This is a genomic window from Enterococcus sp. DIV1682a, assembly GCF_051711005.1.
Classification (GTDB): domain Bacteria; phylum Bacillota; class Bacilli; order Lactobacillales; family Enterococcaceae; genus Enterococcus_B; species Enterococcus_B hirae.
In genome coordinates, this window is record NZ_JBIOLT010000001.1 from 2236198 (window position 1) to 2252447 (window position 16250).

General features: G+C 38.7%; 16 protein-coding genes. 5 read left to right on the forward strand and 11 right to left on the reverse strand.

Annotation, left to right across the window (positions count from 1 at the left end):
- Positions 1-389: 389 nt before the first annotated feature.
- From IGJ23_RS10250 to dnaX, 8 genes are all read right to left on the reverse strand, one after another.
- Positions 390-734, reverse strand: a complete 345-nt coding sequence (locus tag IGJ23_RS10250; protein WP_010718685.1) for a DNA replication initiation control protein YabA — start codon at positions 732-734, stop codon at positions 390-392.
- Positions 727-1551 (reverse strand): PSP1 domain-containing protein, encoded by an 825-nt coding sequence (locus IGJ23_RS10255; RefSeq protein WP_010738041.1) that lies wholly within the window; start codon positions 1549-1551, stop codon positions 727-729. The genes IGJ23_RS10250 and IGJ23_RS10255 overlap by 8 nt, the downstream gene beginning before the upstream one ends.
- 35 nt (positions 1552-1586) lie before the next feature.
- Positions 1587-2528, reverse strand: coding sequence for a DNA polymerase III subunit delta' (holB, locus tag IGJ23_RS10260; protein WP_010718687.1), 942 nt, complete (start codon positions 2526-2528; stop codon positions 1587-1589).
- 8 nt (positions 2529-2536) lie between these two features.
- Positions 2537-2866: a cyclic-di-AMP receptor gene (locus IGJ23_RS10265; protein WP_010718688.1), complete on the reverse strand. Its 330-nt coding sequence runs from the start codon at positions 2864-2866 to the stop codon at positions 2537-2539.
- 14 nt (positions 2867-2880) lie between these two features.
- On the reverse strand, positions 2881-3525 hold the full coding sequence (tmk, locus tag IGJ23_RS10270) for a dTMP kinase (RefSeq protein WP_010718689.1): 645 nt from the start codon (positions 3523-3525) through the stop codon (positions 2881-2883).
- A 63-nt stretch (positions 3526-3588) separates the two neighbouring features.
- The gene (gene recR, locus IGJ23_RS10275; RefSeq protein ID WP_010718690.1) at positions 3589-4185 is read right to left on the reverse strand and encodes a recombination mediator RecR; all 597 of its coding nucleotides are present in this window, start codon (positions 4183-4185) and stop codon (positions 3589-3591) included.
- Between the two features lie 23 nt (positions 4186-4208).
- A complete protein-coding gene (locus IGJ23_RS10280; protein WP_010718691.1) occupies positions 4209-4520 on the reverse strand; it encodes a YbaB/EbfC family nucleoid-associated protein in 312 nt (103 codons plus the stop codon).
- A gap of 24 nt (positions 4521-4544) precedes the next feature.
- Positions 4545-6293, reverse strand: coding sequence for a DNA polymerase III subunit gamma/tau (dnaX, locus tag IGJ23_RS10285; protein WP_053765732.1), 1749 nt, complete (start codon positions 6291-6293; stop codon positions 4545-4547).
- Positions 6294-6590: 297 nt separating this feature from the next.
- Between dnaX and IGJ23_RS10290 the strand changes: the two genes are divergently transcribed.
- The 3 genes from IGJ23_RS10290 to IGJ23_RS10300 are packed head-to-tail and all read left to right on the forward strand — an operon-like array spanning position 6591 to position 9866.
- Positions 6591-7838 (forward strand): SPFH domain-containing protein, encoded by a 1248-nt coding sequence (locus IGJ23_RS10290; RefSeq protein ID WP_010718693.1) that lies wholly within the window; start codon positions 6591-6593, stop codon positions 7836-7838.
- 22 nt (positions 7839-7860) lie between these two features.
- Positions 7861-9072 carry a TFIIB-type zinc ribbon-containing protein gene (locus tag IGJ23_RS10295; RefSeq protein ID WP_207431729.1) on the forward strand — a complete coding sequence of 404 codons (1212 nt, stop codon included), beginning with the start codon at positions 7861-7863 and terminating at the stop codon, positions 9070-9072.
- Positions 9069-9866, forward strand: coding sequence for a TPM domain-containing protein (locus IGJ23_RS10300; protein ID WP_010718695.1), 798 nt, complete (start codon positions 9069-9071; stop codon positions 9864-9866). Before IGJ23_RS10295 ends, IGJ23_RS10300 begins: the two co-directional genes overlap by 4 nt.
- 116 nt (positions 9867-9982) lie before the next feature.
- On the opposite strand, the gene IGJ23_RS10305 is transcribed toward IGJ23_RS10300, so the two are convergent.
- On the reverse strand, positions 9983-10639 hold the full coding sequence (locus IGJ23_RS10305) for a Crp/Fnr family transcriptional regulator (protein ID WP_010738044.1): 657 nt from the start codon (positions 10637-10639) through the stop codon (positions 9983-9985).
- Positions 10640-10832: 193 nt separating this feature from the next.
- Between IGJ23_RS10305 and IGJ23_RS10310 the strand changes: the two genes are divergently transcribed.
- Entirely contained in the window at positions 10833-11111 is a 279-nt protein-coding gene (locus IGJ23_RS10310; protein WP_010718697.1) for a hypothetical protein, read from the forward strand.
- Positions 11112-11129: 18 nt separating this feature from the next.
- The gene (locus tag IGJ23_RS10315; RefSeq protein WP_010738045.1) at positions 11130-12317 is read left to right on the forward strand and encodes an MFS transporter; all 1188 of its coding nucleotides are present in this window, start codon (positions 11130-11132) and stop codon (positions 12315-12317) included.
- Between the two features lie 176 nt (positions 12318-12493).
- Here IGJ23_RS10315 and IGJ23_RS10320 read toward each other — a convergent pair whose 3' ends face one another.
- Positions 12494-15244, reverse strand: a complete 2751-nt coding sequence (locus IGJ23_RS10320; protein WP_438774929.1) for an endo-beta-N-acetylglucosaminidase — start codon at positions 15242-15244, stop codon at positions 12494-12496.
- Positions 15245-15450: 206 nt separating this feature from the next.
- On the reverse strand, positions 15451-16221 hold the full coding sequence (locus tag IGJ23_RS10325) for a DeoR/GlpR family DNA-binding transcription regulator (protein WP_438774930.1): 771 nt from the start codon (positions 16219-16221) through the stop codon (positions 15451-15453).
- Positions 16222-16250 lie beyond the last annotated feature (29 nt).

Consider the following 16250-nt stretch of genomic DNA (forward strand, 5'->3'; position numbering starts at 1 on the left):
AGCGGTTTGACCTGAGAAATAGTGAAGAAAACTGAAAAATAGCTTCTCATATTTTGCAGTTTTTTGAACTATTATCAAAGGTCAGCTCTTTGAACGCCGTGTAAGAGGTCGTGAAAGAAGCGATCAGCTCCGAGCAAATAAGAGAGGATTTTTTAAAATAGCTTCCCATATTTTAGAAAATCATCGCTTATTGCTGAGGAGTTGCTTCTTGAACGCCATATAAGAGGTCGTGAACAACACGGCCTCCTTTAAGAATTAAGGGCGAAACATTGAAAAATAGCATTTCTTATTTTTTATTTTCGGACTTAATTCCGTAGAAGTGATACTGTGAGTGCCGTTTATTGATCGCTAAAAATAAGCAATATCAGGCTTGTTTCAAATCTCTTTGTTTACCGTCCGCTTTCTCGATAGATGACTTCTAAACAAAAGGCACAAGGTTCGTCATTCTCACGTCTTGAGCCATAGAGATCATAACAAACATGAAAGCCTTCTTCATAAATCTTTTCTAAGTTCATACGAGATTTTGAAAGTTCTTGTTTCACATTATCTGCTGGTGTTTGTACTTGATTTAATTCCCGTAAATGCTCTCTTAAACGTTGATTTTCCATTTCCAACGTTGTATTTTTTTCAACGATCTCATGTAATGCTTGCTTCATTTCCACCAATTCAGTTAATGTATTTCTTAGCTCTGATTCTAATTGGTTCAAGCCATCATATAATGATCTCTTATCCATTTATCTCACCTACCTGGATGAAGTTTTTCAATTCATCCCATTCATATTCGATTGGATTTTCCCGACCTGTTAATCGAACATTTACTAGTCGATTAAGTAAGTTCAAGCCGACAACTTTCCCTTTACCATCAGGAGTGTTAACCACTGTTCCAAAATCTGGAAGTGCTTTTTTTGCTAATTCATATTCTTCATTTTCATATTGCAAGCAACACATCAAACGTCCACACAACCCAGATATCTTAGTCGGGTTTAAGGACAAATTTTGATTTTTTGCCATTTTGATTGAAACTGGGACAAAATCTCCTAAAAATGAAGCACAGCATAAAGGCCGTCCACATGGACCAATCCCACCTAGCAATTTTGCTTCATCTCGTACTCCGATTTGTTGAAGTTCAATCCTAGTGCGAAACACGGCAGCTAAGTCTTTGACTAATTCCCGAAAATCAATTCGTCCATCTGCTGTGAATGAAAAGATGAGTTTACTACGATCTAACGTATATTCTACATGAATGATCTTCATTTCTAACCCATGTTTTTTGACTTTTTCTTTCGCAATCAGCCTGGCTTGTTCTGCATCTTCTTTATTTTTTTGTTCTTTTTCGAGTTCTGCTTGTGTCGCTTTATGCAAAATTGAACTGATTTGCTCAGGCAATTCTTCCGGATCAAGTTCTGCTTTAGGAATGGCGACAGTTGCAATATGTAAGTTTTTTTGAGTTTCAACGATTACTTTCTCGTTGTATTCATACGTTAATTGACCAGGTTTAAAATAATAGATAGGACCTGCTTCTTTATAACGGACACCTACTACTTCGACCATTTCCATCCCCCTTGACCCTCATTTTTCCTGCTGTCTCAGCCAGTAATTGTTTGTAAAACAAACTGTTCCGCTACTGCTTGGAAGCTGACATTGCTTCTTAATTTCTGTTCCGCTAATAAAATACGCTCAATCGTCTGATTAATACGTGTTACTTTTCTAAGATTTTCTGCTATTAAAGCTTGTTGTAAAGCTTCTTGATAATAAAACATTAAGATCGATAAACCAGTAAATTGTTGCGATTTTTCTTTAAAAGTCTTTATTAACTTTTTTTGAACATAAATGAATGCTTGTGTATCATTTTTTTGCAAATACACAAACCACTGTTGAATCGAATCCTTAGCATCATTAAACCATTCATTTTGCGATATTTCAACTGCTTTTGTGAAACTGTTCGTCAAGAAAGTCAAAAGTTTCGCTTTTTCTAAAGGAATCTGTGCTTGTTGTAATTTATAAATCAACGCATCTTTAGCCAGCTCCTGAAAATGCAAGATTTGGCAGCGTGATTGAATCGTTGGTAGGATTCGCCCAATCGAATCCGTTTCTAAGATCGCTAGAAAATCGCCTGGTGGTTCTTCTAAAAACTTAAGCAAACTATTTGCTGCACTTGCATTCATCTTTTCTGCTTCTTGAATAAGGAAGACTTTCTTCCTAGATTCATAACCACTACGACTAAATTCGGTTTGCAAACGTCTAATTTGATCGACTTTGATCGTTTGCCCTTCTGGTACGATCGTTAAAACGTCTGGATGTTCTTGGTTTTGGATTCGTTGACAATTATTGCATACTCCACAAGGAAGTTGTTCCTGCAGATTCGTACAAAACAGGTGTTGTGCTAACCAAATCCCCATTTCGTGTTTTCCCGTTCCTTTTTCGCCTTCAAAAAGATAAGCATGAGCGAGGCGCCCATGCTCAAAACTTCGTTGAAGCTGTTGATACACGATAGGTTGCATTTGATCCAGCGTAAATTCTTGATCCATGGCGCCTCCTAAAATTGATGAAATCCTTCAACTGGTAACACAAAGACGGTTGCTCCACCGACTTCAACTTCTACTGGATAAGGAACTCCACCGTCCATAGAGATATCCAACGTGACAGGTGTTGAAACAAATTGTTTTCTTGATTCACAAGTTTTTTTGATGATTTCTAATGCTTCTTCTACACGTTCGTCTTCAATCCCAACAATAAATGTACTGTTGCCAGCTTTCAAAAAGCCACCAGTTGAAGATAATTTTGTTGCACGGATATTGGCATCAATCAATTCATTGGATAAACGATTACTGTCTTTGTCTTGAATAATTGCTAAAATAATTTTCATATACAGTCACCTTCCTAGTTTTCAAAAAATTGTGGGTATTGTTCAACAATGGCTCTGTAACTTGTTTGAAGTACCTCTTCAAAGCTCTTTCTTGCATCAATTTTATAAATACGTTCAGGATTCTCTTCAGCTATTTTTAAATACGCATGACGTACTCGTTGATGAAATTCCAATCCTTCTGAATCTAATCGATCGATTTGACCTCTTCGGTTCTCTTTAATGCGATGCAATCCAGTATCTGAATCAATATCGAGATAAAGGGTAAAGTCAGGTGTCGTACCTTCTGTAGCAAATTCATTCAAGCGGGCAATCTCAGAAACACCAATTCTACGTCCCGCCCCTTGATAAGCCAATGAGCTGTCTACAAATCGATCACATAAAACAATGCTTCCTTCTGATAAAGCAGGTAGGACTTTCTCGACCAAATGCTGTCTTCTAGCCGCAGCATATAGCAAAGCTTCTGTCCGTTCATCCATCCGATCATTTTTAGGATCAAGGATAACTGCCCGAATCTCTTCGGCAATCGGGATCCCACCTGGTTCTCTTGTTTGAATGATCTTTGTTTTTGCTACTTTTTTCAAAAGAGGGAATAACTCATTTAGAATACTGGTTTTCCCAGCTCCATCTGGTCCCTCGATCGTAATAAATAGTCCGTTCACATTTTTGCCCCCATCTCTTGCGTTACTTCTTTATTGTAGCCGAAATTCTTTTTTATAGAAAATTTATAACTCGCGTCTGCCTTCTACCGCTTTTAACAGGGTCACTTCATCAGCATATTCGATATCCGAACCAACGGATAAGCCGTGGGCCAATCGAGTGACTTTGATACCAGCCGGTTTGATCAATCGTGAAAGATACATGGCAGTAGCTTCTCCTTCAGTGGTTGCATTTGTTGCAATGATCACTTCTTTCACTTGATCATCATGTAGGCGTTCAAGTAACGAAGAAATGTTGATATCTTCAGGTCCAGTCCCTTCCATTGGAGAAAGAACCCCATGTAGAACATGATAAAGCCCACGATATTCCCGCATTTTTTCTAACGCCATCACGTCTTTTGGTTCTTCGACAACTAAGATAACCCCCCGGTCTCTTGAAGGATCTTTACAAATCTCACATGGGTCTTCTTCTGTGATGTTGCCGCAAACACTACAAAAATGAAGATCTCGTTTGACACTTAACAACGATTTAGCAAATTCATTCACGATTTCATCTTTCATATCGATCGTGTAGAAAGCTAATCTTGTGGCTGTTTTCTGACCGATCCCTGGCAGTCTCATGTAACTATCGATCAATTTAGCAATTGGTTCTGGATATTGCATTTTCATTACCCCTTTAGGAAAAATTAGAAGGGTAACCCCTTAGTGTATTTTCCCATTGTTTTTTCAGATTCTGCATCGATTTTTGTCAAAGCATCATTGACAGCCATCATCAACAGGTCTTGCAACATTTCTGTATCTTCAGGATCCACGACACCTTCACTGATTTGGATGTCTTTCATCCGACGATCACCTGTAAAAATAACTTTCACTAACTCATTGGTTGCTACACCAGTAAATTCTGTTTCGTTCAATTGTTCTTGTGCTTGAACCATCTCTTTTTGCATTTTTTGGACTTGTTTCATCATCCCTTGCATGTTTCCCATTCCGCGCATCATAATTGATCATTCTCCTTTTTTTATTTAATCATCAATGATTGTCACAACATCTGTGCCAAAGATTTCTTCGGCTTTCGTGACGATCGTTTCTTCACTTGGTGCTTGTTGAGGGATCAGTTCGATCTCTTCATCTGAATCTTCCGGAGCAAAAGAATCATCATTACTCCCGTCTTTTGCTTGGACTAAATAGTCTTTGCGGATCGTTGGCCAGCTTTCTCTCGTGATATAGACTGAATCTGGTGCATAGTCTTTGATCATTCGACTTAAATTATTATGGATCGCCAACTGTAATTCTTCGTCGTTAGCAGCTCGTTGACAAACGATCTCGTAATCAAACGCAATGACTAACCCAGTAGGACTAGCCGCAACTGGTTCACTTGCTTTAAGCATCGCTCGTTGTGTCACAGACAAACTCATCAACAAATCGTCCCAGACTTCTTTGACTTCATTCAAATGCTTTCTGGTCGCTTCTCTTAGAACCTGATACACACGTTCAGTTGGTATCCGATACGTACTTGCTTGTTTCTTTTGAACAGGAGCTTGTGTTTGCTTGGCAGTAGTTGAAGGGGTTCCCCCATTCGTTTTGATCTCGTTGATCGCTTTTTTCAGCTCTTTGATCTCTGCTTGTAGCTGATTGATCAACTGACTGTCTACTTCACTTGCTTGGTTACTACTTGAAGGAGCAGCTGAACCAGAAGCTTGAGCTAGCTTGACGGTTGCTACTTCCAGATAGATCGTAGCACTATTAGTAAAACGAATCTCATTTTGTGTTTCACTCAAAATATGGATCATCTGAAAAAGTCGAGATGCAGGTACTTCTTTTGCTAGTTCGACAAATGGTTCTCGAAGTGAAGTTGTTCGTTCTGCTACGAGGTTTGGTGCTTGTTGGTACATCAGTAAGTCACGACAATACTGTAAAAGATCTTCTAAAAAGCGCCGTGCTTCCTTACCAGCAGCTAAGATATCTGTTAATGATTCTAACGCTTTGGGCACTTCATTATTCACACAAGCGCCTAAAAATTCATCCATCATCTCGTTGGTTAGACTACCGGTAACTTGCATCGCATCATCCACAGTTACGATCCCATTACTAAAAGAAATCGCTTGGTCCATGATACTTAGCGCATCACGCATCCCGCCTTCTGCTGCTCGAGCAATAACCCCTAGTGCTGGTTCTTCATATTGTACGTCTGATTGCTTTAAAATGTATGCCAAATGCTCAACGATATCTGCTGCATTGATTCGTTTGAAATCAAAGCGTTGTGTTCTGGAAATGATCGTTGCTGGTATCTTATGTGGCTCGGTTGTTGCTAAAATAAAAATAACATTTTCTTTAGGTTCTTCTAAAGTTTTCAACAATGCATTGAACGCTCCGGTAGAAAGCATATGCACTTCATCTATGATATAGATTTTATAAGTTGCTTTTGTCGGTGCGTAGTTCGCTCGATCTCGAATAAAACGTATTTCTTCGACTCCGTTATTACTTGCTGCGTCGATTTCAATCACGTCTTCTTGTGTTCCCGCTGTAATCGACTGACACATTTCACAATGATTACAAGGTTCTCCATCTTGACTATTCGGACAGTTGATAGCTTTTGCAAAAATTTTAGCTGCACTCGTTTTACCAGTTCCTCGTGGTCCTGTAAATAGATAAGCATGAGAAGTTTTATGGGAAACGATAGCATTTTTCAACGTCTGTGTCACCGCTTTTTGCCCGACAATGTCTTCGAAACGCTGTGAACGCCAGACACGATAGAGTGCTTGATATGCCATGAAGATCCCCCTTTTTTGAAAAATTCACTATCTTTTATTATACGTGATTTTGCTAAAAAAAACTACTATAGTTATGAGAAGAATCATGATTTGTCGTTTGTAGTTACTTGTGTATTCCCCGATTCTTTCAAATAAATACTCACAAACAGCTTTCTCGATCTTCCTTGCTTTTTGCAACTGAAAGAAAATCAGCTAAACAGCTAATATCCATCTTCCGTCTGAGAGTTTTTCATTGCTCCTATGGTATAATAGAGTCATTCATTTAACAATCAACATTCATAAAGGGAGGAATTTTTTATGGGTCTTATCAAAGCAGCCACAAGCATGATCGGCGGTGGATTAGCAGATCAATGGATCGAAGTAATCGAACCAGCGGATATGAGCGATACAACAGTTATGACAAAAGGTGTGAAAGTACGTAAAGATGATAAACGTGGCTCCAATCGTAAAGGAACAGAGGATGTTCTAACTGACGGAACCGTTGTCCATGTCTATCCGAATATGATGATGCTCCTTGTAGATGGTGGTAAAATCATTGATTATACTGCTGAAGAAGGCTACTACACGATCAAAAATGACTCTGCTCCTTCCATGTTCAATGGTTCATTGAAAGGTGCGATCGCAGAAACTTTTGAACGTTTTAAATTCGGTGGCGTGACACCTCAAAAGCAACAAGTCTTTTATATCAATCTTCAAGAAATCAAAGGAATCAAGTTTGGTACCAGTGCGCCACTGAACTATTTTGACAATTTTTACAATGCTGAATTGTTCTTACGAGCTCATGGTACTTATTCGATCCATATTACTGATCCAATTTTGTTTTATACCAACGCTATTCCTAAAAACAAAACGCAAGTAGAAATCTCAGATATTAATGAGCAGTATCTGGCAGAATTTTTAACAGCTCTTCAAGCTGCAATCAACCAAATGTCTGCTGATGGTCAGCGCATTTCTTATGTTCCATCAAAAAGCTTAGAATTAAGTAAATACATGGGCAATGTTTTAGATGAATCTTGGAATGAATTACGTGGTATGGAAATCGTTTCTGTCGCAGTAGCAAGTATTTCTTACACAGATGATTCAGTGAAATTGATCAATATGCGTAATGAAGGTGCGATGTTGGGAGATCCAAGTGTCCGTGAAGGCTATGTTCAAGGTTCGATTGCTCGTGGGATGGAAGCAGCTGGTAAAAATGATGCCGGCGCGATGACTGGCTTTATGGGCATGGGAATGGGAATGAATGCTAATGGTTCTTACCTTTCACAAGCAGCACAAAATAACCAGGAACAAATCAAACAACAAGCTGAAAAACAAAACCAACAAACTGCTCAAGGGAGCAATGATACTTGGACATGTCCAGTCTGCGGAACTGAAAATACGGGAAAATTCTGTTCTAACTGTGGGGCAGCCAAGCCAGTTGCAAATGTCCAACCAAAGTTACAAATGAAATGTAGTGAATGTAACGAAGTGGTCGATCTTTCAAATGGTATCCCTAAGTTTTGTCCAAATTGTGGAAAACCATTCAAAGGAATCCCACTCGACTAAGTTTTAGAAAGGTGTGGATAGAATGGACGTTCTTACACATAAATGCCCAAACTGTGGGGGTCCTCTCACGTTTGATCCAAAAGATCAAAAATTCCACTGTGACTATTGTTTAAATGTTTACACTGAGGAAGAAGTCAGTCAGTACGAACAAGAACAAAAAGCAGCCCGAGGGATTCACTCAGAAGATCAACCGCCCTCCCAACAAGATTCTGAAAAAGATTTTACTTTTACTGCAGATGAACAGTTGGAGCAGATGGATGAAGCAGAACGAAAAGCGTTTGAAGAAGCTGGTGGTTTTTCTGATCCTAGCGATCAAGCAACACCAGCTGAATCAGCGGAAGAAGAAACAGAAGCAACGATGGAACTATTTCTTTGTCCAAGCTGTGGAGCAGAGATCGTGACCGATGCAACAACTGCTGCTACTTACTGCTACTATTGTCACAACCCAGTTGTTTTATCCGGGCGGTTAAGTGGAAAATTACTGCCAAATAAAGTCTTACCATTTGCAGTCGAAAAAGAAGAGGCGGTCGAAAAATTCTTAGCTTGGACAAAGAAAAAATGGTTTGTACCCAAAGAATTTTTCAACAAAGACCAAATCGACAAACTAACTGGCGTTTATTTTCCTTATTGGACAACGGATGCAACCGTTGACGGCTCTATGCAAGCGACCGGAACAGTGATTCGTATTTGGCGAGTGGGTGACATCGAGTATACAGAAACCAAACAGTTTGCTGTTCATCGAGAAGGCTCACTTTCCTTTAAAGAACTAGTAAAAAATGCATTGTCCAAGAATACCCAACAAAAAATGGTGGAAGCAGTCCAACCGTTTCCTTTGAACAAGGCAATTGACTTCAAAAGTCAGTATCTGGCAGGGTTTCAAGCAGAAAAACGAGATATCGAATATGAAGCAATCAAATCACAAGTGCAAGATGAACTGCAAGATTACTCCGAGAAATTGTTACGTGACACCGCAAATGGTTATACCACATTGACCAATGTTCGGACTTCGACAGATATCACTAGTGAGAATAATGAATATGTTCTTTTACCGGTATGGTTAGTCACTTATCGCAGTAGTGATGCCAATAAGAAAGTCTATTATTACGCCATGAATGGTCAAACAGGTAAAGTCAGCGGTGTTTTACCCATCAGTCATAAAAAACTGGGCTTGACGGCTTTTGGAATCTTTGCTGTATTGGCGATCCTCTTTATGATTGGAGGATACTTGATATGAAAAAAAGAATTTTACTTTTCTTTCTAGTCCTATTCGGTTTCTTTTGGAGTTCTTCCGTTGATGCTGCTACACCCGCAGTGAACGATGAAGCTGGTTTGTTCACGCAAGAGCAGATCCAATCTTTAGAGCAACAAATCCAGCCTATCAATGAGAAGATCAAAGGACAAATCTTTATCGTAACGACGACTTCCAACTCAGAAGAACCTCGAACGTTTGCAGATGATTACTTAAGAAATGCGATCGGTAATGATCAAAATGGGGCTGTTCTGTTGTTAGATATGGGACAACGTGAGATTTACATTTCAACTTCTGGTAATATGATCGATTATCTTGATGATGCTCGGATCAATGACACGTTAGATGATGTCTACGACCAAATGACAAATTCGGCTTATTTTGCAGCAGCTCAAGCTTATTTGACTAAAACTTCAGAATATGTAGAAGCTGGAGTTCCTGGTGGGCATTATCGAATTGATGAAAAGACTGGTAAGATCACGCGGTATAAAGTGTTGACGACGACTGAAATGGTGATTTCTATCATTTTAGCCCTAGCGTTGAGCCTCGTATTCTACTTTGTAACAGTTTCGAGGTATCAGTTAAAATCGGGAACTTATAAATACCCATTTAGAGAAAAATCAAACGTAAAATTAACGGATAAAACAGATCGCTTAACCAACTCCTTTGTCACTACACGCAGGATTCCAAAAAGCCCACCTCCTGGCAGTGGCGGTGGCGGAAGTACGACTCATTCCAGCGGTGGCGGGACTTTCGGTGGTGGTGGTCGAAGCTTTTAAAGCACCACAATAGGAACAATCATCCATAAATTAAGATGCTTCCTTCATGCATTGTCGTCAGCTAAAGCTGATACAACTACATGAAGGAAGCATCTTATGTTTTCCACTGATCCTGTTTAAAAGATAATATTGTCTTCTAATAAATCCATATTGGTGATAATGATCCGATGATCTTTAACGGTGATTATCCCATTTTCTTTCAGTTGTTTTAAGATCCTACTCACACTACTAGCGGTAGAGATTCCGCAAAACTTGGCGATTTCTTCATTAGTGATCACAAAATCGATCATCATGCCTTCCTCTGTCCGAACCCCAAATAAATCATATAACTCGTAAAGTTGCGTACATACAGCACCTAATTTCCCATTTAAAAGCATTTGTTGCATTTTTTTCATGGAATACAGCAAACGATACCGATAATACTCTTTTACATAGTGTTGCATCTTTGGATCCTCGTTGATATGTTCCCAAAATTTCACTCGATTGATTCGATAAAATTCTGCATATTCAGATTCAATCCGAATATTGTACGGCGAATCAATAAACTGCGAATATTCATCTTTTAAAAGTGAAACAATCTCTAGATCTTTAATATACCTCAAGTTGAACTCACGACCATCATTTGAGATGACACTTGCTTTGACCGTGCCTTCTTTTAAAATATACGTGTAACAATCCTCCACTCCTTCAAAAGTTAGATACTTATGATATCTTTTTCGTACAATTGGAAATTGATTTTTCTCTAAATATTCCTTTAGCACTCTGCTGTCCAATCATGCTCCCCCATCCAAACATTTATCTAAAAAAATAATACAAGATTTCTAAGTATTTTAAAGCCCAAAGGTATTTTACTAATGATATTAACATTTGTTAAGTACCATTTTAAATTATGTCTGTGATTTTTTTCTTCTTTTCGTTTCGTTATACTGCGAATGTAAAAAAAATGAAAGAATTGAGGAAAAAAATATGAACTACTGGATGAAAACAATTATTAATCGACTTGAAACAGCTTATCAAACAAGATTTGACATGAAAGCTTCTTTGGTTTTCTTAAATGATGCTTACCAAAATTCGATTGAATTGATCAAAGCAGTTGATGAAAAACCATCGAACGAATTAGAAGAATTTTTAGAATTATTTATGACGACTCGAGACTTGTTCATTCGTCAATTGGTCGATCGCTACCCATCAAATTACCACGATGTTGAAGTACAAATCCAAAAATTAAAAGCTTATTCAGATTAAGGGGTAAACACAAAGCAAATGGAAAAAAAATTATTCAATAAACATTTTATCGGAATCACTCTTATTAATTTCATTGTCTATTTAATTTATTATTTACTGATGGTCATTATTGCCGTTATTGCTCAAGATGATTTACATGCTAGTATGAGCCAAGCAGGTTTTGCTTCTGGTATCTACATCATAGGTACACTATTGGCTCGTTTATTTATGGGTAAACAACTTGAATTATTTGGGCGCAAGTTTACTTTGCGTGGTGGAGCGATTTTTTATTTACTCTCTACTTTAGCCTATCTTTTCACCCCAACGATCGGCGTATTATATCTGGTACGTTTTTTAAATGGGTTTGGCTACGGGACCGTTTCGACAGCAACCAATGCGATCGTCACTGCCTATATTCCTGAATCAAAAAAAGGAGAAGGGATCAATTATTATGGTTTAAGTACTAGTTTAGCCGCTGCTATCGGACCCTTTTTAGGAATGATCTTGCTTAATCTGACTGATTTTCATTTTATTATTTGGTTTTCTATCGTTTTAGTTTTTCTTGTCACGATTGCTTGCCTGATGTTCCCAGTCAAAAACATTGATTTATCAGATACTCAAAGAAAATCACTACAATCTTGGAGTATCCATGGATTCATTGAGAAAAAAGCATTGTTCATTACAGGAATCGCCTTTTTGATGGGTCTTTCTTATTCAAGTGTTTTGTCCTTCTTATCTTCTTACACGAAAGTCATTCATTTAGTCGCTGCAGGCTCCTTTTTCTTTGTGGTCTATGCGTTAGTTATCACCTTCACTCGCCCATTGACGGGACGTATTTTTGATGCTAAAGGCGAACAGTATGTCATGTATCCTAGCTATTTGTTCTTGACTGCTGGCTTGTTTCTACTAAGTGCGACAACAAACAGCATCACCTTACTTATTTCAGGCGCACTCGTTGGTTTAGGTTACGGGACTTTCATGTCAAACGGACAAGCAGTTTGTTTGAAAATCGTCAAAGAACACCGTATCAGTATCGCTCTTTCAACTTACTTCATCGGATTAGATCTAGGTCTAGGTGTTGGCCCCTACTTGATGGGAATATTGAAATCTTATACGTCATTTAGAGGATTATACATTGTTTCTGGTATCATTCCTTTGATCTGTACAGTTCTCTATATCGTTTATAATAAAAAAAAGAGCCACTCAGCAAAACTTGAATGGAATTAGTGATGATCTGAAACTGATTCAAGAAACGAATAAAAGGTGTTGAAGTATTCACCTCTAGCAAAATATTGGCCGAAGAATCCAAAGATAGAAGAAACTATTTTTGGATTCTTCGGCTTATTTTCATGAATAGATACTTCTGTCAGAACTCCTTTTTGTTCAGAAACAATCACCCAATTTTATTCTGCTAACCCATAAACTTCTAGTTCATAAAGACGGACAGCTGTATCTGCGCCTTGAGTTGGTTGATCGATGATGACTCTCACAAATCGGGCAGACGTTGCTGCAAAGGTATTTAGCGTTGAACCTTGCGTATTATTAGTTGTTCGCGAAACTTCTTGGAATTTTTCTCCGTCTGCACTCACTTCTATAGTATAAGCTTTGGTATTCATGCCTACACTTTCTCCTCCTGCAGAAGCATGAGCCATGCGCACTTCACTGATCAATTTAGCTGTTCCTAAGTCAATCGTGATGGTATGTGGGGCACTCCCTACAGCACACCATTTTGTTCCAAGATCACCATCGACAGCAAACTTTGGTGCCTCTGATTCATTCACATATGAAGAGGCTTCTGCTTTGGCACCTTTAGATAATAAACTCAGACCAGCTTGGGCATTCTTGGTAACCGTAACGATCCCTTTCATTTCAGTTGTCGTTTCTCCTGCTTCATTGATTGCTGTCAATTCTACATCGTAGCTTCCTTCTTTTGAATAAGTGACACGAGGATGTTCTTCCGTACTTGACTCTACATCAGCACCTTTGAATGTCCACTTTAAACTTTGGGTATTTCGTGAAGAGGTGTTCGTGAAAGTGATCGGTTCTCCTGGCGCTACCAAAGTTTTTGAGACAGTAAAGGAAGCACGTGGTAACTGAACAGGTGGCCAGTCAAAACTGTTTGGTCTGGAAGGTTCACCCTTGTTGCCATAGATATCAACTGGCACAACTTCGATAGCTGTAGCTGTTGCATTTTGACGTTCTAAGCCATTGATAAAATAATTCTCAGCAGGTGTGGCTCCGATAAAGACACGTGTTTCATCGTCTAGAACTCGGTAAATTTCATAGTGTTTGATGCGATCTGCTTGTGGACTAGTCCAAGATAATCTGATCCCGGCAAACATTGCTTCTTCGTCAAATGACAAATCATCGAACGTAACATCATTGACCGCTGTTGGACTCAGCACTTTTTTAGGTGTCGCAGAAATTTGACCTAAGAATAACTCATAATTCTCACTTGCTTTTGCTGAGGTTACCTCATAGGCAATCGACGTTACTTCTTTTCCAGTTGCTTTATTCAAAGGATAAGAAACCGTTGTCCAGTCATTCCCTATTTTTTTATTGCCATTAAACGTTTCAAATGTACCATCAGCAAAACCTAACACTAGTTTCAACGTGGTTCGATCAGATGCTTTGGCTGTCGTCGTAAATGACATGTTTTTTTCGACTTTGACTTTTGTTTGATACAGTTTGATCTTACTTGTTACTTTTTCTGCCATCTTACCTTTAAAAGCCAAAGAACTCCCACCATTAAAAGCAGTAGTATAGTCCACACTACCAGCTAATTTATTGCCAGCTCCTTCTTCGATAATATAGCGGTAAGTCGGCATGATATCTTGGAGACTTCGATTATTCCATTCATTTGTTGAAACTTGTTGCCCATTGCTAAAATAGCTGTAACCATTTCCAACATTGAAATTGGTGATAAAAGGCCATTGCGTAATAGCGGTTTGTTCAACCGAAAAAGTAGAGATTCCAGGCCAACTTGTGCCGGTTGGTAGTGTACTTTTAGTAGGATCCCCTTGTTCATTGATCCAGAATTTTTCTTCTTTTTGTTGGTAGTCCATTGGGTCATTGGAAGAAGAATAGGTCCAACTTGGGACGTAAAGCCCTAGTGAAGTATAGGGTATTCCCTTCTTATCCGTAAACAAATCCCATTTGACCGGTGTATCGTACCCTTTTTCTTGGACATCGATTCCCGCAAATAAATCATAGGGATCAATGGCTAAACTTTCTGCTTTTTCTTTTGATTTACGCAATAGATCTTGGCCTGCTAAGCTAGAGGTATTCCACCAAAAATTCAAAAACATGCTATCTGCTACTGGATTCAAATCAGCATCCACTAAATAATCTTGGTTTTGATCAGTCAACGCATTCTGCCAATCCATTTTCCCATCACTTGTCATGGAATCGTACCACATAACCTCTAACGCTCCAGCTGATTTTTGTTTAAATTCCCCAATCAGTTCTTTCATTAAATCAGCGTGCTTTTTCGTTAGATTGGTTTCTGTCTCTTGATTGATGAACCATCCATCAAACCCATATCTTTGTGCGACTTCGATCATCTTGTCCACGATTGGAAAATGACCTTGATCATCTTTTTCTAAAAAAGTATTCAACCATTCGATTTTTCCGCCATGGGCCCCTTGCGGAAAAAAGATCGTACCTAAAACAGGCACACCATTTTTGTGCGCCGCATCGGTAACATCTGGGCTTGGCGGAACAATAATACCTTCGCCAGCTGAGCCTCCCCAATAAACCAATTGATCAATATATTGCCAATTCGAAAAAACATTTGCATCAAACTGATTGCTCCCTCTTGGTGCATTTCCACTAGTGCTATTATTCATGATCGAAAGTGCGACAACCTTCATCTTTTCGTTTTGGGTAGTATTCGATTTTAATAAGTGCGATTTCTCCACTCGTGTGGCTAAAGGCTCAACACTAACATTGTATTTCGCATCTGTATCCTGATCAAACGTCCATTTAAGCAATTCATCAGGGAACCAGTAAGAGGACTCCGGTTGATTATCCATCGAAACCCTTACCTCGGGATTTGTGGCATCTACTTGTGCATAAACGACCGGTTCTTTCAGTGCAATTCCCATCATCACCGTTACCAACAATCCAGCTAAAGTACCTTCTAACTTCTTCATCGCTACCTCCTATGATTTGTTCTTATCTAATCGCTTGCTGCAACTGTCCACTCGTTACTCCTTTCTCAATTATTATCTTCCACAATTTATGATAGCGCTTACCAAAAAGGGTGTACATGAACAAACTATAGCTTTCTTGATACAAATTATAGGTGTTATCAATGAATGAATTTTATGAGAACATACACTTTTATTGGTCTTTCTGATTAATAAAAACACTCTGTGTGGTGTTCATGGATTTTTTTCAATTGTTCGTTCGTTAATTTATGACTGGTCACTAAATAATCGATTTCATGACTAGCAATTGCTTGATGAATGAAGCGTTGTTCTAATTTATCTTGTGTAGCTAACACCATCAAATGATTGGCTTGTTTACGAAACGCTCTTTTTACTAACGCTTCTCCTTCATGCGTTTCCGTCACGCCTTGATTAAAATCAAATCCTCGACAGCTGATGATTGCAAGGTCAGCAGCATAAGTCAAAATATCATTATACGCTTTTGCTCCGTTGATCGTTGCTCGTTTTTGAACGATTTTACCACCGACGATCGATACTTTTGCTGAAGTAAATTCACTTAGCATCGCAGCAGTAATGACCCCATTCGTAATGATTTGCAGCCCTTCAAATCGACCTAAATTTCGAACTAAATGCAAACTAGTTGTACTAGAGTCTAAAAATAAAACCATATCATCTTTGATCAAATTAGCTGCAATATCCGCAATATAACGTTTTTCACTTTCTTCCTCTAAATGGGTGATTTTCATCATATATGGTACATCGATTTTCTGATTATCTACTAACATAGCCCCACCACGGACTCTTCGGATCAGACCACTTTGTTCTAAGACAACAAGATCTCGTTTCACTGTCGCTTCACTGTAATTTACTAAATCGATCAATTCAGTAATCCTGGCAAATTGGTTGATTTTCAAATGATTGACAATCGTTTGTTGTCGCTCTTCTACGTCACTTAACATCTTCCCCACTCCTTTCTCTTTCGCTTTAT

Excerpts from the sequence above, each read along its gene's own strand:
- IGJ23_RS10250 (WP_010718685.1), bottom strand. The coding sequence starts at position 734 with ATGGATAAGAGATCATTATATGATGGCTTGAACCAATTAGAATCAGAG.
- IGJ23_RS10255 (WP_010738041.1), bottom strand. The coding sequence starts at position 1,551 with ATGGTCGAAGTAGTAGGTGTCCGTTATAAAGAAGCAGGTCCTATCTAT.
- holB (WP_010718687.1), bottom strand. The coding sequence starts at position 2,528 with ATGGATCAAGAATTTACGCTGGATCAAATGCAACCTATCGTGTATCAA.
- IGJ23_RS10265 (WP_010718688.1), bottom strand. The coding sequence starts at position 2,866 with ATGAAAATTATTTTAGCAATTATTCAAGACAAAGACAGTAATCGTTTA.
- recR (WP_010718690.1), bottom strand. The coding sequence starts at position 4,185 with ATGCAATATCCAGAACCAATTGCTAAATTGATCGATAGTTACATGAGA.
- IGJ23_RS10280 (WP_010718691.1), bottom strand. The coding sequence starts at position 4,520 with ATGATGCGCGGAATGGGAAACATGCAAGGGATGATGAAACAAGTCCAA.
- dnaX (WP_053765732.1), bottom strand. The coding sequence starts at position 6,293 with ATGGCATATCAAGCACTCTATCGTGTCTGGCGTTCACAGCGTTTCGAA.
- IGJ23_RS10290 (WP_010718693.1), top strand. The coding sequence starts at position 6,591 with ATGGGTCTTATCAAAGCAGCCACAAGCATGATCGGCGGTGGATTAGCA.
- IGJ23_RS10295 (WP_207431729.1), top strand. The coding sequence starts at position 7,861 with ATGGACGTTCTTACACATAAATGCCCAAACTGTGGGGGTCCTCTCACG.
- IGJ23_RS10300 (WP_010718695.1), top strand. The coding sequence starts at position 9,069 with ATGAAAAAAAGAATTTTACTTTTCTTTCTAGTCCTATTCGGTTTCTTT.
- IGJ23_RS10310 (WP_010718697.1), top strand. The coding sequence starts at position 10,833 with ATGAACTACTGGATGAAAACAATTATTAATCGACTTGAAACAGCTTAT.
- IGJ23_RS10315 (WP_010738045.1), top strand. The coding sequence starts at position 11,130 with ATGGAAAAAAAATTATTCAATAAACATTTTATCGGAATCACTCTTATT.
- IGJ23_RS10320 (WP_438774929.1), bottom strand. The coding sequence starts at position 15,244 with ATGAAGAAGTTAGAAGGTACTTTAGCTGGATTGTTGGTAACGGTGATG.
- IGJ23_RS10325 (WP_438774930.1), bottom strand. The coding sequence starts at position 16,221 with ATGTTAAGTGACGTAGAAGAGCGACAACAAACGATTGTCAATCATTTG.